This window comes from Nocardioides sp. AX2bis (assembly GCF_902506435.1).
Lineage (GTDB): Bacteria > Actinomycetota > Actinomycetes > Propionibacteriales > Nocardioidaceae > Nocardioides.
The window spans coordinates 1,504,544-1,527,603 of record NZ_LR733215.1 but is presented as its reverse complement, the minus strand read 5'-3'; the positions used below and the strand labels follow the sequence as shown (position 1 = coordinate 1,527,603).

General features: G+C 74.2%; 22 protein-coding genes and 1 pseudogene. 12 read left to right on the top strand and 11 right to left on the bottom strand.

Annotated features, from left to right (window positions below; all coding sequences use genetic code 11):
- Positions 1 to 131 precede the first annotated feature (131 nt).
- Positions 132 to 428, top strand: a complete 297-nt coding sequence (locus GV155_RS07255) for a hypothetical protein (RefSeq protein WP_160006587.1) — start codon at positions 132 to 134, stop codon at positions 426 to 428.
- Between the two features lie 79 nt (positions 429 to 507).
- On the opposite strand, the gene GV155_RS07250 is transcribed toward GV155_RS07255, so the two are convergent.
- The gene (locus GV155_RS07250; protein WP_160006585.1) at positions 508 to 849 is read right to left on the bottom strand and encodes an HIT domain-containing protein; all 342 of its coding nucleotides are present in this window, start codon (positions 847 to 849) and stop codon (positions 508 to 510) included.
- 149 nt (positions 850 to 998) lie between these two features.
- Between GV155_RS07250 and GV155_RS07245 the strand changes: the two genes are divergently transcribed.
- Positions 999 to 1,973 carry a Gmad2 immunoglobulin-like domain-containing protein gene (locus GV155_RS07245; protein WP_160006583.1) on the top strand — a complete coding sequence of 325 codons (975 nt, stop codon included), beginning with the start codon at positions 999 to 1,001 and terminating at the stop codon, positions 1,971 to 1,973.
- Between the two features lie 40 nt (positions 1,974 to 2,013).
- On the opposite strand, the gene GV155_RS07240 is transcribed toward GV155_RS07245, so the two are convergent.
- Positions 2,014 to 2,781: a 16S rRNA (uracil(1498)-N(3))-methyltransferase gene (locus GV155_RS07240; RefSeq protein ID WP_160006581.1), complete on the bottom strand. Its 768-nt coding sequence runs from the start codon at positions 2,779 to 2,781 to the stop codon at positions 2,014 to 2,016.
- An 11-nt stretch (positions 2,782 to 2,792) separates the two neighbouring features.
- Positions 2,793 to 3,986 carry a molecular chaperone DnaJ gene (dnaJ, locus tag GV155_RS07235; protein WP_160006579.1) on the bottom strand — a complete coding sequence of 398 codons (1,194 nt, stop codon included), beginning with the start codon at positions 3,984 to 3,986 and terminating at the stop codon, positions 2,793 to 2,795.
- 99 nt (positions 3,987 to 4,085) lie between these two features.
- Here dnaJ and GV155_RS20960 point away from each other — a divergent pair.
- The 4 genes and pseudogenes from GV155_RS20960 to GV155_RS07220 form a co-directional block, all read left to right on the top strand.
- A pseudogene (locus tag GV155_RS20960) lies at positions 4,086 to 4,310 on the top strand (fibronectin type III domain-containing protein); the annotation flags it as partial.
- 42 nt (positions 4,311 to 4,352) lie between these two features.
- The gene (locus tag GV155_RS20685; protein WP_236554464.1) at positions 4,353 to 4,604 is read left to right on the top strand and encodes a fibronectin type III domain-containing protein; all 252 of its coding nucleotides are present in this window, start codon (positions 4,353 to 4,355) and stop codon (positions 4,602 to 4,604) included.
- A gap of 222 nt (positions 4,605 to 4,826) precedes the next feature.
- Positions 4,827 to 6,491, top strand: a complete 1,665-nt coding sequence (locus tag GV155_RS07225) for a sensor histidine kinase (protein ID WP_160006575.1) — start codon at positions 4,827 to 4,829, stop codon at positions 6,489 to 6,491.
- 32 nt (positions 6,492 to 6,523) lie between these two features.
- Complete coding sequence (locus GV155_RS07220) at positions 6,524 to 7,393, top strand: SGNH/GDSL hydrolase family protein (RefSeq protein ID WP_160006573.1); 870 nt, start codon at positions 6,524 to 6,526, stop codon at positions 7,391 to 7,393.
- A 6-nt stretch (positions 7,394 to 7,399) separates the two neighbouring features.
- On the opposite strand, the gene GV155_RS07215 is transcribed toward GV155_RS07220, so the two are convergent.
- Positions 7,400 to 8,818 carry a sensor histidine kinase gene (locus GV155_RS07215; RefSeq protein WP_160006571.1) on the bottom strand — a complete coding sequence of 473 codons (1,419 nt, stop codon included), beginning with the start codon at positions 8,816 to 8,818 and terminating at the stop codon, positions 7,400 to 7,402.
- 125 nt (positions 8,819 to 8,943) lie between these two features.
- Here GV155_RS07215 and GV155_RS07210 point away from each other — a divergent pair, with 125 nt between their 5' ends.
- A complete protein-coding gene (locus tag GV155_RS07210) occupies positions 8,944 to 10,092 on the top strand; it encodes a sensor histidine kinase (protein WP_160006569.1) in 1,149 nt (382 codons plus the stop codon).
- Here the strand turns inward: GV155_RS07210 and GV155_RS07205 are convergent.
- Positions 10,085 to 10,807 carry a GAF domain-containing protein gene (locus tag GV155_RS07205; protein ID WP_160006567.1) on the bottom strand — a complete coding sequence of 241 codons (723 nt, stop codon included), beginning with the start codon at positions 10,805 to 10,807 and terminating at the stop codon, positions 10,085 to 10,087. The two genes, GV155_RS07210 and GV155_RS07205, sit on opposite strands and share 8 nt — an antisense overlap.
- Positions 10,808 to 10,961: 154 nt before the next feature.
- Here GV155_RS07205 and GV155_RS07200 point away from each other — a divergent pair, with 154 nt between their 5' ends.
- Complete coding sequence (locus GV155_RS07200; RefSeq protein WP_201300097.1) at positions 10,962 to 11,375, top strand: Rieske (2Fe-2S) protein; 414 nt, start codon at positions 10,962 to 10,964, stop codon at positions 11,373 to 11,375.
- Complete coding sequence (locus GV155_RS07195; RefSeq protein ID WP_160006565.1) at positions 11,372 to 12,466, top strand: NAD-dependent epimerase/dehydratase family protein; 1,095 nt, start codon at positions 11,372 to 11,374, stop codon at positions 12,464 to 12,466. Before GV155_RS07200 ends, GV155_RS07195 begins: the two co-directional genes overlap by 4 nt.
- Positions 12,467 to 12,478: 12 nt before the next feature.
- Here GV155_RS07195 and GV155_RS07190 read toward each other — a convergent pair whose 3' ends face one another.
- From GV155_RS07190 to GV155_RS07180, 3 genes are read right to left on the bottom strand one after another with little or no spacing between them, the layout of a single operon-like run.
- The gene (locus tag GV155_RS07190) at positions 12,479 to 12,775 is read right to left on the bottom strand and encodes a hypothetical protein (protein WP_160006563.1); all 297 of its coding nucleotides are present in this window, start codon (positions 12,773 to 12,775) and stop codon (positions 12,479 to 12,481) included.
- A 34-nt stretch (positions 12,776 to 12,809) separates the two neighbouring features.
- Entirely contained in the window at positions 12,810 to 14,456 is a 1,647-nt protein-coding gene (locus GV155_RS07185; protein ID WP_160006561.1) for a phytoene desaturase family protein, read from the bottom strand.
- Positions 14,453 to 14,887, bottom strand: a complete 435-nt coding sequence (locus tag GV155_RS07180) for an SRPBCC family protein (RefSeq protein ID WP_160006559.1) — start codon at positions 14,885 to 14,887, stop codon at positions 14,453 to 14,455. Before GV155_RS07180 ends, GV155_RS07185 begins: the two co-directional genes overlap by 4 nt.
- A 169-nt stretch (positions 14,888 to 15,056) precedes the next feature.
- On the opposite strand from GV155_RS07180, the gene GV155_RS07175 reads away from it, so the two are divergent.
- Positions 15,057 to 15,722: a response regulator transcription factor gene (locus GV155_RS07175; protein WP_160006557.1), complete on the top strand. Its 666-nt coding sequence runs from the start codon at positions 15,057 to 15,059 to the stop codon at positions 15,720 to 15,722.
- A gap of 293 nt (positions 15,723 to 16,015) precedes the next feature.
- On the opposite strand, the gene GV155_RS07170 is transcribed toward GV155_RS07175, so the two are convergent.
- Positions 16,016 to 17,287 carry an HNH endonuclease signature motif containing protein gene (locus tag GV155_RS07170; protein WP_160006555.1) on the bottom strand — a complete coding sequence of 424 codons (1,272 nt, stop codon included), beginning with the start codon at positions 17,285 to 17,287 and terminating at the stop codon, positions 16,016 to 16,018.
- 380 nt (positions 17,288 to 17,667) lie between these two features.
- Between GV155_RS07170 and GV155_RS07165 the strand changes: the two genes are divergently transcribed.
- Together GV155_RS07165 and GV155_RS07160 are read left to right on the top strand one after the other, a co-directional pair.
- Positions 17,668 to 19,881 carry a catalase gene (locus GV155_RS07165; RefSeq protein WP_160006553.1) on the top strand — a complete coding sequence of 738 codons (2,214 nt, stop codon included), beginning with the start codon at positions 17,668 to 17,670 and terminating at the stop codon, positions 19,879 to 19,881.
- Between the two features lie 202 nt (positions 19,882 to 20,083).
- Positions 20,084 to 20,743: a response regulator transcription factor gene (locus tag GV155_RS07160; protein ID WP_160006551.1), complete on the top strand. Its 660-nt coding sequence runs from the start codon at positions 20,084 to 20,086 to the stop codon at positions 20,741 to 20,743.
- Between the two features lie 163 nt (positions 20,744 to 20,906).
- Here GV155_RS07160 and GV155_RS07155 read toward each other — a convergent pair whose 3' ends face one another.
- Together GV155_RS07155 and GV155_RS07150 are read right to left on the bottom strand one after the other, a co-directional pair.
- Positions 20,907 to 21,836: an SDR family NAD(P)-dependent oxidoreductase gene (locus GV155_RS07155; RefSeq protein WP_160006549.1), complete on the bottom strand. Its 930-nt coding sequence runs from the start codon at positions 21,834 to 21,836 to the stop codon at positions 20,907 to 20,909.
- Positions 21,833 to 23,017, bottom strand: coding sequence for a zinc-dependent alcohol dehydrogenase (locus GV155_RS07150; RefSeq protein ID WP_160006547.1), 1,185 nt, complete (start codon positions 23,015 to 23,017; stop codon positions 21,833 to 21,835). The genes GV155_RS07155 and GV155_RS07150 overlap by 4 nt, the downstream gene beginning before the upstream one ends.
- Between the last annotated feature and the right edge of the window lie 43 nt (positions 23,018 to 23,060).

The following is a 23,060-nucleotide window of genomic DNA, read 5'->3' as shown; positions in this document are numbered from 1 at the left end:
GGTGGGCGACCTTTCCTGTGCGGGAGGGAGGGGTGCGGTCCGGGTCCTGGATCAGGCTCCGTGCTGCACGGCAATCGTACGCCGGGCGCGCGTCGCCGCGCCCCCGCCACGGGTGGTCGTACGGTGGGCGCATGACGGGCAGCAGCGGACGCGCTGACGACGAGCTCCCCCGCGACCCGTTCGACACCGACTTCGACCACGACGACGACAGCCCGCCGGCGTGGTTCGCCGGCCAGCACCTGCCCTACGACGCGCAGCGGATGGGCCTGACCAACCACGTCCCCGACGGCGCGCTGCTCGACTTCGCCGGGCGGCTCGACGCCACCAAGACCAAGCACCGCGTCACCGCCTGGGTGCTGCTGGTGGTCTTCGCGTTCCCGGTGCTGATGTACGTCGTGCGGCTCGTCCAGGCGGTCCTGCCCGGCTGAGCCGAGATGACGCTCGCGGACAGCCGAGATGACGCTCGCGGCGCCTCGAGGTGACGATTCCGGCGCGCGCGACGGCCGTTCAGCCCGGCGGCCAGCCCAGGTCGCGGCCGGCGACGACGTGCAGGTGGGCGTGGAAGACCGTCTGACCGGCGCCGGCGCCGGTGTTGAAGACCATCCGGTACGCCTCCCCGTGCCCCTCGGCCGCGGCGACCGCCGCGGCGGTGGAGACCAGCTCGGCGCTGGCCTGCGGGTCGGCGGCGGCGAGGGCGGCGGCGTCGCGGTGGTGCTCGCGCGGCACGACCAGGACGTGGGTCGGCGCCTGGGGGTTGATGTCGCGGAAGGCGACGGTGCGCTCGGTCACGTGCACGACCTCCGCCGGCACGTCCCCGGCCACGATCGAGCAGAACAAGCAGTCGTCCACGGGGCTCCCCCTCCTCGCCGGGCGCGTGCCGCCCGTCGCCCGGATGCTGTCACGACCGGCCGCGGACCGGCCACCGCCCACGGGCCCGGACCACCGACACGCGGCGGCGGGGCGCCGTACCGCTGGGACGGGAGGGGATGATGGGACTCATGTGGTCCCTCTCTGCTGCCCCCCACCGCCGTCACCGTCGCCACCGCGCGGTCGCTCTCGGGCTCGCCGGCGGACTGTCCCTCGCCGCGCTCGCCGGGTGCGGGGACGACGCCGCCGAGAACGCGGAGGACCCCGGGTCCACCTCGTCCGACGAGGCGTCGGCGACGCCCTCCGACGACGCGGAGCCCTCCGAGGAGGCGTCCGCCACGCCGACGGACGAGCCGACGGAGGAGACCGAGGAGCCGACGTCGACCACGACCGTCCCGGTCTACGTCGTCGGGGACACCCCGCAGGGACAGCGGTTGTTCCGCGAGTTCCGCTCCGTCGAGGCCTCCGACCCGCTCGTCGCCGCCGGGGAGATGCTCACGGGCGGCAGCACCCTGGACCCGGACTACGACAGCCTCCTGCCGACCGGGTCGTTCACCGACGTCCGTCAGGGCGAGGACGGCTTCGAGGTCGTGCTCGAGGACGCGTCGTGGACCGAGCGCCCCGACGGGATGACCGCCGCGCAGGCGGCGCTGGCCGTGCAGCAGGTCGTCTACACGCTCCAGGGCGTCGCCCAGGAGCGCCAGCCGCTGCGTGCGTTCACCGAGGACGGCGGGGAGGCCACCACGTTGTTCGGCGTGCCCACCGCCAACGGGGTCAAGGCGGCGCCGCAGCTGCAGACCCTGGGCCTGGTCAACGTCACGATGCCCGAGGAGGCCACCGTGGTGAAGGACAGCTTCACCGCCACCGGCGTGGCCAGCTCCTTCGAGGGCACCGTGCCGTGGGAGGTGCGCAGCGGCGGCGAGGTCGTCCAGGACGGGTTCGCCACCGCCGACGGCTACCTGGACCGCCTCTACCCGTGGTCGGCCGAGGTCGACGTGTCCGACCTCGACCCGGGGACGTACACGTTCGTGGCGATGACCTCCGACCCCTCCGGCGGCGAGGGTGCCGGGCCGACCGAGGACACCAAGACCATCCGGGTGGAGTGAGCCGGGGCGCCGGAAACGTCATCTCGAGGCGCCGCGAGCGTCATCTCGGCTGTCCGCGAGCGTCATCTCGGCGCCAGCGGGGGGTGCGGGCCAGCAGGGCCGCGCAGGCGACGACGCCGGCGGTCGAGGTACGCAGCACCTCGGCGCCCAGGCGTACCGAGACCGCCCCGACCGCCACCAGGGCGGCGACCTCGGCGTCGGTGAGGCCGCCCTCGGGGCCCACCACGACGACCACCGTCCCCGTCGTCGGGACGTCGAGGTCGGCGAGCGCCTCGGTGGCGTCCTCGTGCAGCACCACGGCGAGGTCCGCGGCGGCGGCCAGGGCGACGACCTGCTCGGTGCGGGCCAGCTCGTCGACCTCGGGGTGCCAGGGGCGCCGGGCCTGCTTGGCGGCCTCCCGGGCCGTCGCGCGCCAGCGGGCCAGCGACTTCGTGGCCCGCTCGCCGCGCCAGACGGCGACGCTGCGCTCCGCGGCCCAGGGCACGACCCGCGCCACGCCGACCTCGGTGAGCACCTCGACGGCCAGCTCGCCCCGGTCCCCCTTCGGCAGCGCCTGCACCACGACCAGCTCCGGGTCGGGGCGCGCCAGGTCCTCGCGCTCGACGACGGTGGCGGCGAACCTCCGCTTGCCGGTCTCCGCCACCTCGGCCACCACCCGGGCCCCGACGCCGTCGGTCAGGACGACCTGCTCACCGACGCGGAGCCGTCGTACGGCGACCGCGTGGTGGGCCTCGTCGCCCTCGACGACGACCGTGCCGCCCACCCCGGAGCCGGCCAAGGTGGGCACGAGGTGCACCGGGAGGCTCACCGCGCCGTGCCCTAGTGGTTGAAGGCGTCGCGCAGCCGCCCGAAGACCGACGACTGACGGGGCTTGACCTGGCCGTCGGGGCGCTGCTCGCCGCGGATCGCGGCCAGCTCCTCGAGCAGCTCGGTCTGCCGGGCGTCCAGCCGGGTCGGGGTCTCGACGCTGATGCTGACCACCAGGTCGCCGCGCCCGCCCCGCAGGCCGGGCACGCCACGACCACGCAGGACCTGCTCGACACCCGACTGGGTGCCCGGCTTGATCTCCAGGTCGTGCGAGGTGGACAGCTCGGGGTCGACCAGCGGGCCCTCCTCCTCGGGACGGTCGACGACGTCCGCCTCGAGGGTGGGCAGGGTGAGGGTGGTGCCCAGCGCGGCCGCCGCCATCGGCACGGTCACCACGCAGTGCAGGTCGTCGCCGTGGCGGGTGAAGACCGGGTGCGCGCCGACGTTGATCTCGACGTAGAGGTCGCCGGCCGGGCCGCCGCCCGGCCCGATCTCGCCCTGCTCGGTCAGCTGGACGCGGGTGCCGGTGTCGACCCCCGGCGGGATCTTGACCGTCAGCGAGCGACGCGAGCGGACCCGGCCGTCGCCGGCGCAGGTCCGGCAGGGCTCGGGGATGATCGAGCCGAAGCCGCGGCAGGCCGGGCAGGGCCGCAGCGTGCGCACCTCGCCGAGGAAGGACCGCTGCACCTGGGCCACCTCGCCGGCCCCGCGGCAGGTCTCGCAGGCCACCGGCTGCGTGCCCGGCGCGGCACCGGCGCCGTCGCAGGTCGTGCACAGCACCGCGGTGTCGACCTTGAGGTCCCGGGTGACGCCGAAGGCGGCCTCGGCGAGGCTGATCTCGAGCCGGATCAGGGCGTCCTGGCCGCGTCGGCTGCGGGGGCGGGGTCCCCGGCCCCCACCGCCGCCGCCACCCTGGCCGCCGAAGAAGGCGTCCATGATGTCGGTGAAGGAGAACCCGGCGCCCTGGCCGAAGCCGCCGGCACCGGCGCCGCCGAAGGGGTCGCCGCCGCGGTCGTAGGCCGCCCGCTTCTGGGGGTCCGAGAGCACCTCGTAGGCCGCCGAGACCTCCTTGAACCGCTCCTGCGTCGCCGGGTCGGGGTTCACGTCCGGGTGGAGCTGGCGGGCGAGGCGGCGGTAGGCCTTCTTGAGGGTGTCGCTGTCGGCGTCGCGCTCGACGCCGAGCATCGCGTAGAGGTCCTGGCTCACGCTGGGATCATCGTCCTTCGGTCCGTGGGGGCTGGGGGCAGGTCAGGGGTACGGGCGCGGCCGTACCCCTGACCTGCCCCCCCCGGCGCCCCTACCGGCGTCACCGCGACGCCGGGCCCGGGGCAGGCGACCGTACGGTGGGTCGCGCCGACCGACGACGGCCGCTCCCCCCTCACCGGCTACACCGTCACGACCACCGACGGCGGCGTGACCACCACCGTGGGCGCGGGCTCGACCTCCGCCACGCTGAGCGGGCTGAGCAACGGGACCCCGTACCGCTTCGTGGTCACCGCCGTGAACGCCATCGGCAGCTCGCCAGCCTCCGCGCCGTCGAACGCGGTGACCCCGGCCGCAGCGCCGGGCCGGATGGCACGGCCCACGGTGTCAGTGCGCAGGACGACCGCCACGGTGACCTGGCGGCCGGCCGTGGCAAACGGGTCGCCGGTGACCGGCTACACCGTCCTGGTCAGCGGCGAGCGCAGCAGGACCGTGCCGGCGACGAAGCGGAAGGTCGTGGTGAAGGGGATCTCCCGCGGCCGGCACACCGTCCGTGTCACGGCGACGAACGCCGTCGGCACCTCGCCGCCGAGCGCCGTCACCAAAATCCGGGTGCGTTGAGGGCGCCGGAACCGTCATCTCGGCGCGCCGCGAGCGTCATCTCAGCGCGCCGGAACCGTCATCTCAGCGCGCCGGAACCGTCATCTCAGCGCGCCGCAAGCGTCATCTCGGCGCGCCGGAACCGTCATCTCGACGCGCCGCAAGCGTCATCTCGGCGGGGGCCGGGGGTCCTCTTCCCGGAATGTCCTGCAGAGTCCAGCCCACGGGACCGATCATGAGGACGTGGTTGCCGCGCGCCTGATCTCCCCGCAGCCGCACACTCCTGCGTCGACAGGCCGCGACGACGGCCGCGACGAGGGCCGCGTCGACGGGCGTGAGGGGCGGCCCGGTGACACGGCCCGCCGTACGGTCCTCCTCGTCGCCGCCGCCCTCGTCCCCGTCGTCCTGGCGCTCCTGCTCGTCGCCCGCCAGCCGCTCGGCGAGGTCCCGGCGTTCCTGCCGGCCTTCCTCACCCTCGTCCTGGGCATCGACCTGCTCACCGCGGTCCTGCTGACCGAGCAGTACCGCACCGGCGCGGGACCCCGCCTGCTGGTGCTGTCGTGGGCCTACACCTTCTCCTCGGTGACCGTGTTCTTCCACGGCCTCACCTTCCCCGGCGTGCTCGCCCCCGAGGGCCTGATGAACGCCGCGCCCAGCAGCGCGGCCTGGCTGTGGACGTCGTGGCACGCCGGCTTCGCCCTGCTGCTCGGCCTCGCGCTCGTGCCCTGGCCCCGCGCGGTGCACGACCTCCTGGTCCGCCCCGAGGCACGGTCCCGCCGGATCCTGACCACCCACGGCACGGTCGTGCTGGTCGCCCTGACCGTCGTGGTCTGGACGACGATCGGCTCGGCCACCGTCCCGGCGGTGCTCGACGGCGCCGACTACACCGCACTGAGCCGCGCCGTCGGCCTGCCGATGGCCGCGGTCGTCCTGGTCTCCCTGGGCCTCGCGCTGCGGGGGTTCGCCGCCCGCCGCCGGCTCGGCCCCGAGGGCTGGGCGCTGGTCGCCGTCGTCGCGACCGGGGGCGACGTCGCGCTGACCCTGCTCGCGGGCGACCGCTTCACCCTGGGCTGGTACGCCGCCCGCTCCCTGGCCCTCGCCGCCGCCGTCGTCGTGCTGCTCGCCCTGCTCCGCGAGATCACCGCCCTGCACCGCCGGGTGCGCCACGACGCCGTACGCCTGGCCGCGCAGAACGCCGACCTGCGCGAGGCCCAGGCCGCGCGCGACCACCTCACCGCCGTCGTGACCCACGACATGCGCATCCCGGTCACCGGGATCGCGGGCTACCTCGAGCTGCTGGAGGACGCCGACCTGCCGCGCGACCAGGCCACCCGGATGGTCCACCGCGGCCAGGAGCTGACCCGGCGGCTGACGCTGATGATCGAGGACCTGCTCACCGCGGCGAAGTCCGACCAGGGCGTGCTCGGGATCCACCCCCGCACGCTGCGGGTCGGGAGCGTCTTCGAGGAGGTCGCCGCCGCGTTCCCCGACGCCGAGATCCACCTCGAGGGCGACCTCGCCCTGCCGCTCGTCGCCGACCCGCTGCGCCTGCAGCAGGTCCTCGACAACCTGGTCACCAACGCGGTGAAGTACGGCGCCCCGCCGGTCCGCCTGCGTGCCGAGGCCGCCGACGGCGGGGTCGCGATCGCCGTCGACGACGCCGGCGCCGGCGTGCCCGAGACCTTCGTCGACCACCTCTTCGACCGGTACTCCCGTGCCCCCGAGCACGAGGACGCCGCCGGGTCCGGCCTGGGTCTCTCGGTCGTGCGCGACCTGGTCCACGCCCACGGCGGCACGGTCTCCTACGACCGGGCCCGCGGCGGCTTCGACCTGTTCTTCCCCGACCGACCCACCGTAGCCTCCCTGAGCACCGAGGTGCCCACCACCGTCCCGGTGGCCGAGGTCTGACCCCGACGCCCTCGGGTCGCTAGGGTCGTCGCGTGCTGGGTCTACGTGGGGGACGCACCAGCGGGGGCGGGAGCCCCCTGCTGGCGGTCGTGGCCGTCGTCATGGCGGTCGTCGTGATCGCCTTCTCGGGCTGGCTGGTGGTCTCGTACCCGCCTCCGGCCGACCTCCCGGCGGAGGCGCTCGACCCGTCCGGCGCCTCCTCCCCCGACCAGTCACCCGACCGGTCCCCCAGCGCGACGGGCCAGGACCAGCCCACCGCCGGCAACGAGAGCGACGGCGGTGAGAGCGACGACGACGGCGACGACGCGATCCAGGTCGCGGTCCTCGGCGACGGCTACACCACCGGCTCCCCCCTCGGCGGCGAGGGCGAGAAGAGCTGGACCGCCGTGCTCGGCAAGCGCGCCGACACCGAGGTCACGCCGTACGCCGTCACCGGCAGCGGCTACGTCGCCGGCCCGCCCGGCACCACGTACGTCGACCGCGCCGAGGAGCTGGTCGCCGACTGGACCGGTGCCGGCGCGGGCGGTCCCGAGGACGCCGTGGTGGTGATGGGCAGCCGCAGCGACGCGGCCACCGATCCCGCCGCCGTCGAGGCGGCCGCACGCCGTACCCTCGCCGTCCTCACCGACGGCCTGCCCGACGTCACCGTGGTCGTCGTCGGACCGCTGTGGCCGGCGCTCTCCCCGCCGACCACCGGCGGCCCCGAGGTCCGCGCGGCCGTGCAGGCCGCGGCCGAGGACGCCGGGGTCGCGTACGCCGACCCGCTCGCCGAGCCGGCCTGGCTGCCCGAGGACAACCCGGCGGCGGTGGCGGAGGACGCGGTGCTGCCCACCAACCTGGGCCACGGCGTGATCGCGACCCGGGTACGGGCTCTGCTCACCACCGAGGGCGTCCTGGGCTGAGGGGTCTCAGACCCCGGCGGTGACGTCGCTGCCCAGCGGCAGCCGCAGCTCGAACGTCGCACCCGGCCCGGGCGTCGGCAGCACCCTCGCCGACCCGCGGTGCGCGACCAGGATGGCGCGGACGATTGACAGCCCGAGGCCGGCGCCGCCGGCACCGGCGGACCCCCCGCGCACGGAGCGGTCGAAGATCGACTCCGCCTCCTCCCGCGGGACGCCCGGGCCGTCGTCGCCGACCGTGAGGACCAGCTCCGAGGCGTCGGTGCGGGCGACGACCTCGATCATGGCGTCCGGCCCTGCGTGCCGGAGCGCGTTGGACACCAGCTGCACCACGGCCTGCGTCAGCCGCTGCCGGTCGGCGTGCACGACGAGACCGGGCGGGGTCTCGATGCGGACGCGTACCGGCGCCAGGGCGGCCAGGGTGCGGTGCAGCCCCTCGACCAGCTCGTCGACGACGAGGTCGTCGGGCCGCAGGAAGTCGGGGTGCTCGGCGCGCGCCAGCAGGAACAGGTCGTCGACCATCCGGCTGAGGCGGTCCACCTCGTCCATGACCAGCTCGATCGTCTCGGCCCGGGCCTCCTCGGTGTCGTCCAGCGCGAGCAGCTCGATCTGGCCCCGGATGATCGTCAGCGGCGTCCGCAGCTCGTGGCTGGTGTCGTCGAGGAAGGCACGCTGCGTCGCGAACACGTGCTCCAGCCGGGTCAGCATGTCGTTGAACGCCAGGGCGATCATCGAGGCCTCGTCGCGGCCGTGGACCGGGATCCGGCGCGTCAGGTCGGTGTCGGAGATGGTCCGTGCGGTGTGCGCCAGCCTCACCAGCGGGCGCAGCACCCGCCCGGCCAGCAGCGCGCCGACGATCGAGGCCAGGACCAGCGCCACCAGGGTGATCTGCAGCTGGGTGCGGACGGACTCCTCGATCTCGTCCCGCTCGAGCTCGGCGAAGTTGGCGACCACGAAGACCCCGTCGCGCCCGTCCGCGCCGGCCAGCGGCAGGGCGACGTACCGGGCCTCGCCGACCGGGGTGTCCAGCACGCCGCGCCGGTCCGCCTCGAGGGCCAGCCAGAGCTCGGTGGCCTCCGTGAGCTCCCCCGGCTCCGCGGCCCCCGTCGCCCGGCGGGACTCGTAGACGGCCCCGTCGACGAAGGCCAGCAGCGTCTCGCCCTCGTCGGGCACCTCACGGGCGAAGTAGACGTCGAAGACCGCCTCGAGGTCGCCCGCGAACGGTTCGCCCGTCCGCGGGTCGGTGCCGGCGGCCAGCAGCCGGAACTCCTCGGCCTCCCGCTCGAGGGACTCGGCGACCTCGTCCTCGAGGTTCGCCAGCAGGGCGGCCCTCAGGACGAGCACGGACCCGACGGCCGAGACGAGCAGCAGGAAGATGACGACGGCGAGGATCCGTACCCGCATCGAGCCGAACCAGGACGTCCTCACGCAGGAGACAGTAGGGCCCAGCCCCGGAGCGCGCCGCCTCCCTCGCGGCCTCCGTTGCTGTCTCCGTCGTGGTCCCCGTTGCCGGCTTCGTCTCCGCTGCGGGGCTGTGGCGGTTACCGTGGACGGTGCCCGACCGCAAGCCCGCCCATCCCGAGGAGCGTTATCGCTCGCTCTTCGTGCACCACCCGCACGCGGTCTTCCTGCTCGACCTCACCGGCTCCTTCGCCGAGGTGAACCCGGCGTGCGCGCGGATCAGCGGGCGCACCGTGGAGGACCTGCTCGGCAGCCGGTTCGCCGACCTCGTCGAGCCCGGGGACGTCGTCCGCGCCGAGGAGGCGTTCGCCAGGGCCCTGCGCGACGAGCTGCCCCGCGTCGAGCTGGCGGTGCGGCACCGGGACGGCCGCGTCCTCGACATCGACGTCTCCGGCATCCGGTGGTTGGTCGACGGGGAGGTCCGGGGCGTCTACGGGGTGGCCCAGGACGTCACCGAGCGCAAGCAGGTGGCGCGCGACCTGGTCGTCACCCAGCAGCTCGCGGCCGAGGCCAGCCAGGCCAAGACCGACTTCGCGGCGCGGATGAGCCACGAGCTGCGCACCCCCCTGACCAGCATCCTGGCCACCGTCGAGCTGCTCACCACGACCGACGACACCACGGAGCGGGACGAGCTGATGGCGGTCCTGCAGCGGGCCGGCAGCCGCCTGCGCACCCTGGTCGACGGCGTCCTCGACTTCGCCGCGGCCGGGACCGCGCGCCCCGAGCAGGAGGTGGTCGACCTGCACGCCACCGCCCGGGACGCGGTCGCGCGGGTCGCCGAGCGGGCGCACCGCAAGGGCCTCCAGGTCGACCTGGACGTCGCCGAGGACGTGCCGCGCCTGGTCCGCGACCACCCGAGGTGGACCGCGCAGATCCTGGCCCACCTGCTCGACAACGCCATCGAGCACACCCCCCTCGGACGGGTCGGGCTCACCGTCAGCACCACGACCTCGGCGAGCGCCGGCCCCGGGGTGCTCTACCGGGTCAGCGACACCGGCGTCGGCATCGACCTCGCCCAGCAGGAGCAGGTCTTCGAGGCCTTCCACCAGGGCGACCCGGCCACGGGCGGGGCCGGCGGCGGGACCCGTACGGGCCTGGGCCTGTCCACGGTCAAGCAGCTGGTGAGCATCAGCGGCGGCGACATCGCCCTCGCCAGCGCCCCCGGCCGGGGCAGCACCTTCTTCGTCACGATGCCCGTCGAGCCGGTCGTCCCCGACGACTCCCGCGACCCGGTCACCTGACGTCGTCGTCGGGCGGGTGCACGAGCGCGATCAGGCTCGTGGCGAGGGTGGCCTCGGGCAGGCCGGCCAGGTCCGCGGCACGCCGCAGCCGCTTCTCGGCGGTGAACACGTCGGTGCCCAACGTGGCCGCGACGATGCCGATGGCGACCTGGATCCGGCTGAGGTCCGCCGCGACCTGCGGCCCGCGCTCGGCCTGTCGCCGCGAGTCGAACGACAGGTCGGCGTTCGTGACGGCTCCGGCGGACCAGGCCCCGAAGACCTGCGCGAGGTCCTCGTGGTGACCCACGAACGCCTCCGGGCTCGCCGCGTAGAGGTTGACGCTGCCGCTCACCTGGTCCCCCTGGTGGATGGGCAGGGTCAGGGTGCTCCGCACCCCGAGCTCGCTGGCGGTCGTCGCGAAGAGCAGCCACCGGTCCTCGCTGAGCGGATCGTCGGTCCACGTCCCGACGACGGCGTCGGTCCGTACCGCTGCCAGGCAGGGGCCGTCGTCGAGGTACTGCGTCGCGTCGAGCAGGGCGATGTCCTCGGCGGTGGACAGCATCGTGAAGACGAGGTCGTCCTCGAGCCGCGACAGGCTGAAGCCCACGCAGTCCGGCACGACAGCGAGCACGGACCGTCCCGCATCGCGGAAGTGGTCGAGCAGGGCGTCGTCGGACTCGCCGAGCACGGGCTCCAGCTGGTTCAGCGTCCGGGCCGTCTCGGGGGTCGGGTCCATCCCGTGGTCCTTCCTCGTGATGGTCGTGACGACCAGCATCCGCGCGCCGTACGACCGGTGCACCACCCGCAGGCATGACGTCGGGCGGATCCGCGTCCCGCCTGCCCCCGCGGGGTGGTGACAGGCCCCTGCCCGCGGGCCACACACTCGGGGGGTGGACGACGACGCGAAGACCCCGACGCCCGGCACGTCCGTCCCGCTCTCCGCGCTGGCAGGAGGGGCCGTACGCCGCGTCGGCGCCTGGACCGTCGGGCTCAGCCGCGACGAGCCCTTCGCCGTCGACTCGCGCTGCCGCCACCAGCTGGCCGACCTGTCGAAGGGCTCGGTCGACGCCGACGGCTGCCTGGTCTGCCCGTGGCACGGCGCGCGCTACGACGTCCGCGACGGCCGGATGGTGCAGGGTCCCCGCGGGTTCTTCGGCTACCACGGCCCGAGCCGTGGCTACCGCGACCTGGTCAAGGCGTACGCCCGGTTCCTGCCGCTGCGCCGACGCCCCACCTCGGTCCGGGGCGACCGCGTGTCCGTCGGCACCGACAGCGCCGACAGCGCCGACGGGGGCAACTCGTGAGGGTCGTGGTCACCGGCGCGACCGGCAACGTCGGCACCGCCGTCCTGGAGCACCTCCTCGCCACCCGCGACGACCTCGAGGTCGTCGGGCTGGCCCGCCGCGTACCCGCAGCGACGGCCGACGACGCGTACCCGGGCAGGCTGACCTGGGCCGGGCTCGACCTCAGCGACGACGCCTGCTTGCCCGCGCTGCGGGTCGCCCTGCGCGGCGCCGACGCCGTGGTGCACCTGGCGTGGGGGTTCCAGCCCTCGCGCGACCCCGACTACCTCGAGGCGCTGGGGGTCGGCGGGACCCGCCGGGTGCTGGAGTCGGCCACCGCCGAGCAGGTCCCGCACCTGGTCCACATGTCCTCGGTCGGGGCGTACTCGCCGCGCACCGACGACGTCCCCGTGGGCGAGGACTTCCCGACCCACGGCATCCGCTCCTCGATGTACAGCCGCCACAAGGCCGCGGCCGAGGCCCTGCTCGACGAGCACGACGCTGCCGTCGCGACGGGCCGGGTCACCGGGCCCTCGGTGGCCCGGCTCCGGCCCGGGATCGTCGGCCAGCGCGACGCCGGCAGCGCCCTGCTGCGCTACGGCCTGCCGGGGCTGGTGCCCGGCCGCGCGGTGACCCTGCTGCCGGTGCTCCCCCTCGACCGGTCCCTGCTGGTCCCGATGGTGCACGCCGCCGACGTCGCCGACGCGGTCGGCCGGGTCCTGGACCAGCGGGCCACCGGCGCCTTCAACCTGGCCGCTCCGACCCCCGTCACCGCCATCGACATCGCCTCGGCGCTCGGCGCTCGCCACGTCCACGCGCCCGGCCGACTGCTCCGCGCTGCGGTCAGCGCCAGCTGGCAGGCCCACGTCCAGCCGCTCGACCCGGGCTGGATCGACCTGGCCCTCGAGGTGCCGCTGATGGACACCCGCCGGGCGCGCGAGGAGCTCGGCTGGTCGGCGAGCCGTACGGCCGTCTCCGTCCTCGAGGAGACCGTCGCCGGGATGCGCGACTCCGCCGCCGGGTCCACGGCGGCACTGCGCCCGCGCAGCGTCGTGCGCAACCTGCGCGACCGGCTCGGCAGCGGCCCGGTCGCGGGGCGCCGCCGGCCCTGACCCGGTGCGGCCTCAGCCGTCGGTGCCGGTCTCGCGCCGGTCGGCGGCCCGGTCGATCTCGGGCTGCACCTGACCGAGCCGGCGTCGCGCGCTCTCCACGTCGGCCTCGGTCAGCGTGGCCGGGGCGACCTGGGCGTCGAGGCGCAGCAGCAGCTCGAGCAGGGCCTGCTTCTCGGCGGGGTGCCGGACCGGCACGGCCTCGAGGTCCAGGTTGACCAGCCAGTCCAGGAGCACCAGGGCCTCGTCGTGACTCAGGGGCAGGACGACGGCGTCCACGGCACTGGTCGGGTCGATGGGGACGAAGCTCACGACGCGGGATTCTGGCACCCCGGCCCCCGGTGGTTCAACGCCGGTCGCCCCGCCGCCCAGCGACCTGCCGGACCCGGCGGGCCGCCCCCTCCAGCGGATGGTGCGCCAGCGCGGCGCGCGCGGCGTTGGCACCGGCGGCCCCGTGCACCCCGCCGCCGGGGTGGGCCGACGACGAGGCCAGGAACAGGCCGCGTACGCCGGTGCCCGGCCGGCCGAGCATGCCGGGGACCGGGCGGAAGAAGAGCTCCTGGTGCAGCTGCGAGGTCCCGCCGTTCAGCGCACCACCGATCAGGTTCGCGTCCCGTGCCTGCAGCTCGTGCGGCCCCAGCACCCGCCGCACCCGCACCCGGTCGCCGAACCCGGGGGCGACGGCCTCCATCCGGGCCTGCATCCGGTCCGCGAACCGCTCGCACTCGTCGCGGTCCCACCGGCCGGCCAGGCCGTCCCCGCCGGCGTCACCGCGCGTCTGGCCCGGCTGGGGGACGTGCGTGTAGGCCCAGAACGACTCGGTGCCCGCCGGTGAGCGCGTGGGGTCGCTCGTGGTCATCTGCCCGGTCAGCATGAACGGCGCGGCCGGGATGCTGCCGGCCCCGACCTGCGACATGGCCTCGGTCATCTGCGCGACGGAGTCGCCGACGTGGACGGTGCCCGGGGCGTACGCCGGGGTGCTCGCCCACGGGACCGGCCCGTCGAGGGCCCAGTCGACCTTGACCGTGCCGGGGTCCAGCTCGAACGCGGGCATCCCGCGCGACACCCGGGGCGGGACGTCCGCGGGGTCCAGGAGGTGCTCGAACAGCGCGGGCGCGGAGACGGCCGCGAGCACGGCGCGGCGTGCGTCGTACCGCTGCCCGTCCCGCGTGGTCACGGCGACGGCACGCCCGTCGGCCACCACGACGTGGTCGACGGCCGCCCCGGTCCGCACCTCGCCGCCGCGCGACTCGAGGCGCCGCACCAGGGCAGCGCTGAGCTCACCCGCGCCACCGACCGGCACCGGGAACCCGACGGTCTGGCCGAGCATCGTCATCAGCAGGCCGAAGACGCCGGAGCCCGGGGAGTCCAGCGGCAGGTCCGCGTGGCCGGCGTTGCCCGACAGCAGCAGGCCCGGCGCCTCCCCGCGGAACCGGTGCCGCGCGATCGAGGCGGCCGGCGTGAGCAGGGTCCGCACCAGGTCCAGGCCGCCGGCCCCCGGCAGCGCCCGCAGCAGCCGGGCGGCCGTGCCCAGCGGCGGGAAGGGCGAGGTCAGCGCCTCGACGAGCTGGCCGCCGATCCGGTCCCAGGTCGCGCAGAGCTCCAGCCAGGCCTCCCCGTCGCCCGGCTCGAGGTCGTCGAGCAGGCCCGCGGTGACGTGCCGGTCGCGGTGCAGCAGGGCCCACCGCCCGTCGGACATGACGTGGCCGAGGACGGCCGGGGCGTGCGCCCACTCCAGGCCGTGGTCCTCCAGGCGCAGGTCGACGACCGCGGCCGAGGCCAGGGCCAACGGGTAGAAGGCACTGAAGGTGTCGTGCACGAAGTCGGGGTCCAGCTCCCGGTCGCTGCGCACCGCGCCCCCGGCGTCGGGCTGCTCCTCCAGCACCAGCACCGACCAGCCCGCGTCGGCCAGGTGGTTGGCCGCGACCAGGCCGTTGGGGCCGGCACCGACCACCACGGCGTCGTACGCGGTCCTGCCACCCGCGCCGCTCATCGGCGGCCCTCGACGACGAGCGCGAGACGCCGCAGCGTCTCGGTGTTGCGCCACTTCAGCTGCAGGTGCCGCACGGGCGGCGGCACGAGCCGTCCCGGTCCGCTCGCGACGTCCTCCTGGATGCGGATCAGGGTCTGTCCGTCCACAGCCTCGAGGTCGATCACGACCGTCGCCTCGCCACCCGGCCAGGCGCGGGCCCGCAGCGTGAGGTGCACCGCGGGCACGGACTCCACGACCGAGGTGCTGTCGTCGATCACCAGGGGCCAGGCGCCCACGGAGTGGAAGATCCGGGACCCCCTCGCCGGCCAGTCCGGCTCGACCTCCCGCATCCGGGTGGCTCCCACGACCCACAGCGGGTAGAGCCACCCGTCCGCGAGGACCGCCCAGACCTCGTCGGGGGTCGCATCGATCCGGCGCTCGTTCGTGCTCATGGGGCTCGGCTCCTCGTGTGCGGTTCGGTCGTCCTGACGCCCGGTCGAGCCGTTCGTCCTGGTGGATCAACCCCATCAGACAGGCGCCTAGACTGGAGCCACCTGCCCGGGGGTACCCGGTCGTGCAAACCAGCGCGAGCCACCGCAGCTGATCGAGCAAGGACGTCCGATGCCCCTCACGATCGCCGTGGTCAACGACTACCCCCTGGTGGTGGCGGGCCTCCGCGCCGTGCTCGAGCCGTACGAGGCGCGCGTGCTCGTCGCCGAGCTCGACGTCAACACCCCCGTCGTGACCCCGGTCGACGTCGTCCTGCAGGACACCTTCGGCAACGCCGACGGCCGCTCCCCCGACCCCCGCCGCGCGATGGGGTGGACCGACGCCAAGCTGGTGGTCTTCAGCTGGGACACCCACGCCGACCAGGTGCGCAAGGCCATGGCCGGCGACGTCGACGGCTACGTCTTCAAGTCGGTCACCGCCGCCGAGCTGGTGGAGGCCGTCGAGCAGGTCCACCGGGGCGTACGGGTCGTTCCCGTCGCGATCGCACCGACCGACGAGACCGCCGCCCTCGGCCGGTGGCCCGGCGACGAGCACGGGCTCAGCGGTCGTGAGTCCGAGGTGGTGGCGCTGATCTGCCAGGGGCTCAGCAACCAGCAGATCTCCGAGCGCGCCTACCTCGGGATCAACACCATCAAGACCTACATCCGCTCGGCCTACCGCAAGATCGGCGTCACCACGCGCCCGCAGGCCGTCATCTGGGCGATGTCGCACGGCTTCGAGCCCGGCCGCGAGCACCGCGTCCTCGACCCCGCCCCCACCCGCCACCAGCCGAGCTGACGCTCGCGGCCAGCGCGGTGCCCCGGCGCCCCGGTGGTCGAGGAGCGAGCGCAGCGAGCGTCACGAGACCAGGCCCCGGTGGTCGAGGAGCGAGCGCAGCGAGCGTCACGAGACCAGGCCCCGGTGGTCGAGGAGCGAGCGCAGCGAGCGTCACGAGACCAGGCCCCGGTGGTCGAGGAGCGAGCGAAGCGAGCGTCACGAGACCAGGCCCGGTGGTCGAGGGCGCGCCGATCCGGTGGTCGAGGAGCGAGCGAAGCGAGCGTCACGAGACCCGGTACGCCGAACAGATCGGCCTACGTCCGCCGGTGGAAGGTGACCTTGTTGTCGGAGTGGATGGTCATGTCGTAGGCGGGGTCGTGGGCCCGGGCGTGGTGGTGCGGACAGAGCAGCCGTCCGTCCTCGATGTCCGTCTTCCCACCCTTGGAGAACATCGTGTCGTGGTGGGCGTGACACAGCCCCGGTGGCCAGTCGCAGCCCTTGGCGGTGCAGGACTTGTCCCGGGCGTGCATGGCGTAGGTCTGCGCAGCGGTGTACTTGCGTCGGGCCTTGCCCTGGTGGAGGACCTCACCGTTGCCGCCGAGGACCACGGGGATGATCCGCGCCTCACACGCCAGCCGCATCGCCTGCGCGGCGGTCATCGGTGTGCCGTCGTCCAACGTGGCGGTCCCGAGCGCGGTCGTCAGGAGCTCGAAGGTGGTGGTGGCGATGAAGGTGCCGTCGGTGCGTCCGAGCTTGGGGGCGTTGTCGCGGGGGTAGTTCTCGATCAGCTCGCAGAACGCTTCCCCGAGCTTCTGCGGACCCGGCCGGCCCCTGACCCATTCCCGCTTCTCCCCTGACTCATCGGGGGTGCAGTTGACGTGGCCGGGGGCGGCGAAGCCGTGCAGGAGCTTCTGCAGCATCTTGCCCTGGACCTCGGGGATGGTGAACCGTCCGTGAGCGGAGCCGTGGCCGTCGAAGGACAGCGTCAACCGCCGCTTCTGCGCCGCCTTCGCCTCGGCTGCCTCGAGCCTCTTGCGGTCGATCTCTTCCCCGACCTCGGGTGCGATCAGGGTCAGGATGTGGGTTCCGAGCTGCTGGAGCACGACGGGGTCGAAGTCCGCGGCGTACCCGACCAGCGCTTCTTCGGCCTGCACCACCAACCCCGTGTCGAGGTCCTCGGGGAGGTCCTCCAACGCGTTCACCACCACGCGGACCTGTTCGGGGTTCATGACCCCGGCAGCGAGCGCGTCGCGCACACGGTGCCACCGGGACCCCAACGCGGTCGCTAGCTTCACCTGGGCCGCACACACATTCTTGCGGGACCGGGTGGCGTTGGCGGCCCAGACACCGGTCGAGGTGCACCCGGTGTCAGCGCCGACGGTGACCTGGTCGGCGTGGGCGAGGACGGCGAGCTTGTAAGAGGCGACCTTGGATTCCAGGACCGCCTGCGCATGGATGGTGTCGCGGGTGGTGGCGGCGTCCAACGCGAACAACGACCTCTCCGCCAACGCCGTCACGCTCGCCGACAGCGCGCGGACACCGCACGGGACGGGGTGCCCGGTGGTGGTGTCCTTGATGGTGGCCATGGATCAATCCAAGCACTCGCCACCGACAGCCCTGGACTGTTTCCACAGGTCAGAGGCGGTTATCCCCACCCAGGACAGATACATTCGATCAAACGTTCAGTAACATCGAGCGGCCTCCCGACGTACCTGTCCGCAACTGTCATCTCGATGCGCCGCAAGCGTCATCTCGGCTGTCCGCAAGCGCCACCTCGGCGGGAGGCTGCCACCCCCGGGGAGGGATCACGAGCCCCCCTCGGGCCGGGCACAGTGAGGCGTACGCCCCCCGCGCACCCGTTCCACGGCGCGCCCGGCGACCTCCGTCCCCACCCTGCCCACCGACACCGCAGCGCGCCCGCACGGCCGCCCGGCGGTGTCCTTGGCGCCCCCACACAAGGAGCCCGATGACCTCGGACCAGAAGAATTCCAGGCCCGTCCCCGGCGCCCCGGCCAGCGAGCCGCCGACGCTGGAGCAGCCGACCACCCCGCGCGAGACGCCGCCGCCGAAGCCCGACCAGGCCGGCCCGCGCACGGTCAGCCCCACGGGCCAGGAGACCGGCAACCCGGCCGAGGTGAACCAGCAGGGCGGCGCGTACCTCACCACCGCCACCGGCACCCGCGTCCGCGACACCGACCACTCGCTCAAGGCCGGCCCCCGCGGCCCGACGCTGCTGCAGGACCACCACCTGCGCGAGAAGATGATGCACTTCGACCACGAGCGCATCCCCGAGCGCGTGGTGCACGCCCGCGGCGCGGCCGCGCACGGCACGTTCACGTCCTACGGCACCGCCGACAACATCAGCCGCGCGGCCTTCCTCGCCAAGGGCGCCGAGACGCCGGTCTTCGTCCGCTTCTCGACCGTGCTCGGCTCGCGCGGCTCGGCCGACACCGTGCGCGACACCCGCGGGTTCGCCACGAAGTTCTACACCTCCGAGGGCAACTTCGACCTCGTCGGCAACAACATCCCGGTGTTCTTCATCCAGGACGGCATCAAGTTCCCCGACGTCATCCACGCCGGCAAGCCGCACCCCGACCGGGAGATCCCGCAGGCCCAGAGCGCCCACGACACGTTCTGGGACTTCGTCTCGCTGCACACCGAGGCCCAGCACCACACCATCTGGAACATGTCCGACCGCGGCATCGCCCGCAGCTACCGGATGATGGAGGGCTTCGGCGTCCACACCTTCCGGATGGTCGACGCCGACGGCGCGACCTCCCTGGTCAAGCTGCACTGGAAGCCCAAGCTCGGCGTGCACTCGCTGGTGTGGGAGGAGGCGCTGCTGACCAACGGCATCGACCCCGACTTCCACCGCCGCGACCTGGCCGACGCCATCGAGGCCGGCGCCTACCCCTCGTGGGAGCTCGGGCTGCAGGTCTTCCCCGACACCGACGAGCAGTTCTTCGAGGGCATCGACCTGCTCGACCCGACCAAGCTCGTCCCCGAGGAGCTCGCCCCCGTGCAGCCCGTCGGCGAGATGGTGCTGCACAAGAACGCGTCGAACTACTTCGCCGAGACCGAGCAGGTCGCCTTCCACACCGGCCACCTCGTGCCCGGGATCGACGGTACGGACGACCCGCTGCTGCAGGCGCGGAACTTCTCCTACCTCGACACCCAGCTCTCGCGGCTCGGCGGCCCGAACTTCGACCAGCTGCCGATCAACCGCCCGCACGTCCCGGTCAACGACATGCTGCGCGACGGCATGCACCAGAGCGCCGACCACCGGGGCGTGGCGGCGTACCAGCCCAACACGATCGACGGCGGCTGCCCCTTCATGGCCGGCGCCGACATGTCGGCGTACGAGGACCTCGCGGTCACGATCCCGGCGACGCGCAAGGTGCGGGAGAACCCTGCCTCGTTCGACGACCACTACAGCCAGGCGCGGATGTTCTGGCGCAGCCTGAGCCCGGTCGAGCAGCACCACACCGCGCAGGCGTACGCCTTCGAGCTCGGCAAGGTCTTTGAGCAGGTCATCAAGGAGCGTCAGCTGCTGGCGCTGGCCAACATCGACACCGAGCTCTGCCAGATCGTGGCGAACGGCCTGGGCCTGCCCGCGCCGGCCGCCACGGTCGACGTCGCCGACGTCGACCCCAGCCCGGCGCTGTCGCAGGTCGGCGGCCAGTGGCCGGTCGACGGCCGGATCGTGGGCCTGGTCGTCGACGCCACCGGCGAGCCGGAGGCGCTGCGCCAGGCCGGGCTCGTCCAGGACGCGCTCGTCTCGGCCGGCCTCAACGCGTTCGTGATCGCCGAGCACGGCGGGCAGGTCGGCGACGGCCTGGTGGTGCAGCGCACCTTCGCCACGGTCCGCTCGGTCGAGCTCGACGCCGTCCTGCTCGTCGGCTGCCCCGCGCCCGGCGCCGACCTGCTCGCGGGCACCGGCACCACGGCCGGTGGCACCGCCGAGTCCGTCGACCCGCGCGTGGTGCAGCTGGTCCAGGAGGCGTACCGGCACTGCAAGTCGATCGGCGCCTGGGGCGCGGGGGCGACCGTCCTCGACCTCGTCGGGATCGGGGCCGGCCCGGGCGTCGTCGTCGACGACGCCCCCGACGCGGTGGTCGAGCAGACCCTCGTCGGGCTCGCCGGGCACCGCAGCTGGGACCGGTTCCCCTCGACGCTGTGACACCGGGCGGGCCGCGGGCCCGCTCCCCGCAGACCGGTGGCCGGTCCCTCACGCAGGGGCCGGCCACCGCTGCGTCCGACCACCGTCGCGTCCGGCCAGCGCCGCCTCCGGCGCACGATGTCGTCGTGCGACCCGGCGATCTAGGATCGGGCCGCCCGCAGGACATCTCGGTCCCTGGGGGCACGACCCGAGAGGTTCACCCATGCCCGTCACCCTGGCCGTCGTCAACGACTACCCGCTGGTGGTCGCCGGCGTGCGTGCGGTCCTGGAGCCGTACGCCGACCGGGTGCGGGTGACCGAGGTGGCGCTCGGCTCCTCGGTGACCGGCGGCGTCGACGTCGTCCTGCACGACACCTTCGGCAACCCGGAGCAGCCGATGGGCGACCCGCGCCCCCACCGCGGACCGGGAGCGCCCCGGCGCGTGGTCTTCAGCTGGGACACCGACCCCCGTCAGGTCCGGGCCGCGGTGGAGGCCGGCGCCGACGGCTACGTCGCCAAGACGGTCTCCGCCGACGAGCTGGTCGAGGCCATCGAGCGGGTCCACCGCGGCGAGCGCGTCCTGCCCGAGGGGGCGGAGGACCCGGAGGACGCCCCGGTCCTGGGTCGCTGGCCCGGCGACGAGCACGGCCTGAGCCCGCGCGAGTCCGAGGTGCTGGCGCTGATCTGCGAGGGCCTGAGCAACGTCGAGATCTCCCAGCGCGCCTACATCGGCATCAACACCGTCAAGACCTACATCCGCTCGGCCTACCGCAAGATCGGCGTCACCACCCGGCCCCAGGCCGTGATCTGGGCGATGTCGAACGGCTTCGAGGGCCGGACCGAGCACCGCGTCCTGGACCGCTCGGACGCCCGGGACCGCTGACCCGTGCCGGTCCGAGGGTCCCGAGACCCAGGACACGCCGGGCGGTAGTTGACCCGGGCCGGGCGGTGCCGCAAGATCCTCGACGGCGCCGTGTCCCACCCCCATCGGGGCCGGTGCTGCGAGGCCCCGGGCAACCCCCACGCGCTCGGGGTCTCGCTCGGGCTCAGCCCCACACGTGCGGCCAGCGGCCGCGTACGGTCTCCTGCGCGGGCCGCGGCTCCAGCACGTTGCCGGGACCCGGTGCCACGCTCCCTCGGCCCTGGCCGAGCAGCGACATCATCGGACCGACCAGCCGGTCGTAGACCGGCGCCATCACCCGGAACCCGGTCACCATCACCGCGTTGGCGGCGCCGACGTTGACGTCGCGCCGGGGCCGCTCCAGCGCGCGTACGCACGCCGCGGCGACCCGTTCCGGCGTGGTGACCGGCGGCGGCGGGTGGCCGGGGTGCCCGGTGTAGCTCGCGGCCTGGTCGTAGATCGGCGTGTCCACCCCGCCCGGCGAGACGATGCTGACCTCGACGCCGGGCATCCGGCGCGCCTCGACCTGGATCGCGCGGGCCAGGGCGTGCACCGCGGCCTTGCTCGAGCCGTACGGGCTGATCAGCGGGGCGGCGATCTTGGCCAGCACCGACCCGAGCAGCACCAGCGACCCGGACCGCTGGTCCTCGAAGAGCCGCAGCGACTCGCGGGCGACGTTGGCGGTGCCGAGCACGTTGGTGGTCATCACCGCGTCGAAGACGTCGGCCGGCACGTCGTGGAAGCGGCCGTAGGCCACGACGGCCGCGGCGTGCACGACACCGTCGAGACCGCTCCACCGCTCGTGGGCGGCGCGGAACGCCGCCTCGACCTGGGCCCGGTCGGCCACGTCGGTGGCCACGACCAGGACGTCGGCGGCCCCGCGGGCGGTGCACTCCCGGGCGACCTCGCCCAGCACGTCCTCGGAGCGGGAGGCCAGCAGGAGCCGGTCACCACGGGCGGCGAGCTGGTGCGCGGTGGCCCGCCCGATCCCGGAGGACGCCCCGGTCACCAGGACCCGCCGGCCCTCGGGACCGGGGTCGCGGCGCGACCCCGGCGACGGGTGCGGGCCCGTCACGGCTTCAGGACGACCTTGATGCAGCCGTCCTCCTTCTTCTGGAACATGTCGTACGCCGCCGGCGCCTGCTCGAGCGGCACGTGGTGCGTGGTCATGTCGAGGGTGCCGAGCGGGTCGGCGTCGTCGAGCACGACCGGCATGATGTCGTCGATCCAGCGCCGCACGTGGCACTGCCCGAAGCGCATCGTGATGCCCCGGTCGAACATCTCCATCATCGGCATCGGGTCGACCTCGCCGCCGTAGACGCCGCTGACCGACACCGTGCCGCCGCGGCGTACGGCCTTGATCGCGGTGTGCAGCGCCCCCATCCGGTCCAGCGCCATCTTGTCGGCCATCGGCGCGGCGAGCGCGTCCGGCAGGGCGCCGACGACGGCGTGGGCGGCCTTGCCAAAGGGCGAGCCGTGCGCCTCCATGCCGACGGCCTCGACCACCGCGTCGGGTCCGCGGCCGTCGAAGAGGTCGAGCAGCGCCGGGGCGACGTCGTCGACGCGGGAGTCGTCGAAGGTCTCGATGCCGTGGCGCTGGGCCATCGCCAGCCGCTCGGGCACCCGGTCGACGCCGACCACCCGCGCCGCGCCGAGGTGGCGCGCGATCCGGGCGGCGAACTGGCCGACCGGGCCGAGCCCGAGCACCACGACGGTGCTGCCGGCCTCGACGTCGGCCCACTTCACGGCCTGCCAGGCGGTGGGGATGATGTCGGAGAGGAAGAGGAACTTCTCGTCCGGCGCGTCGGAGGGCACCACGATCGGCCCGAACTGCGCCTGCGGCACGCGGAGGAGCTCGGCCTGGCCGCCGGGCACGCCGCCGTAGAGCTGGGTGTAGCCGAACAGGCTCGCGCCCTTGCCGGTGGCCTTGTTCTGGGTGGTCTCGCACTGCGCGAAGAGGCCCTTGCGGCACATCCAGCAGTGCCCGCAGGAGATGTTGAACGGCACGACGACGCGGTCGCCGACCTTGAGGTTCCCGGCCTCGGGGCCGACCTCGACCACGCGGCCCATCGGCTCGTGGCCGAGGACGTCGCCGGTGTTGATGAACGGGCCGAGCACCTCCATCAGGTGCAGGTCGGAGCCGCAGATCGCGGTCGAGGTGATCTCGACGATGGCGTCGGTGGGCTGCTCGATGCGCGGGTCGGGGACGTCCTCGACGCGCAGGTCGCGCTTGCCGTGGAAGGTGAGTGCTCGCATGGGGGTGCCTCCGGTGTGGGGATGGGTGGAGCGGGTCAGGGGG

Coding starts and splice junctions, on each gene's coding strand:
- GV155_RS07150 (WP_160006547.1), bottom strand. CDS start 23,017: ATGCGAGCACTCACCTTCCACGGCAAGCGCGACCTGCGCGTCGAGGAC.
- GV155_RS07185 (WP_160006561.1), bottom strand. CDS start 14,456: ATGAGCGGCGCGGGTGGCAGGACCGCGTACGACGCCGTGGTGGTCGGT.
- GV155_RS07245 (WP_160006583.1), top strand. CDS start 999: ATGTGGTCCCTCTCTGCTGCCCCCCACCGCCGTCACCGTCGCCACCGC.
- GV155_RS07180 (WP_160006559.1), bottom strand. CDS start 14,887: ATGAGCACGAACGAGCGCCGGATCGATGCGACCCCCGACGAGGTCTGG.
- GV155_RS07205 (WP_160006567.1), bottom strand. CDS start 10,807: ATGGACCCGACCCCCGAGACGGCCCGGACGCTGAACCAGCTGGAGCCC.
- GV155_RS07255 (WP_160006587.1), top strand. CDS start 132: ATGACGGGCAGCAGCGGACGCGCTGACGACGAGCTCCCCCGCGACCCG.
- GV155_RS07170 (WP_160006555.1), bottom strand. CDS start 17,287: ATGGCCACCATCAAGGACACCACCACCGGGCACCCCGTCCCGTGCGGT.
- GV155_RS07165 (WP_160006553.1), top strand. CDS start 17,668: ATGACCTCGGACCAGAAGAATTCCAGGCCCGTCCCCGGCGCCCCGGCC.
- GV155_RS20685 (WP_236554464.1), top strand. CDS start 4,353: ATGGCACGGCCCACGGTGTCAGTGCGCAGGACGACCGCCACGGTGACC.
- GV155_RS07160 (WP_160006551.1), top strand. CDS start 20,084: ATGCCCGTCACCCTGGCCGTCGTCAACGACTACCCGCTGGTGGTCGCC.
- GV155_RS07175 (WP_160006557.1), top strand. CDS start 15,057: ATGCCCCTCACGATCGCCGTGGTCAACGACTACCCCCTGGTGGTGGCG.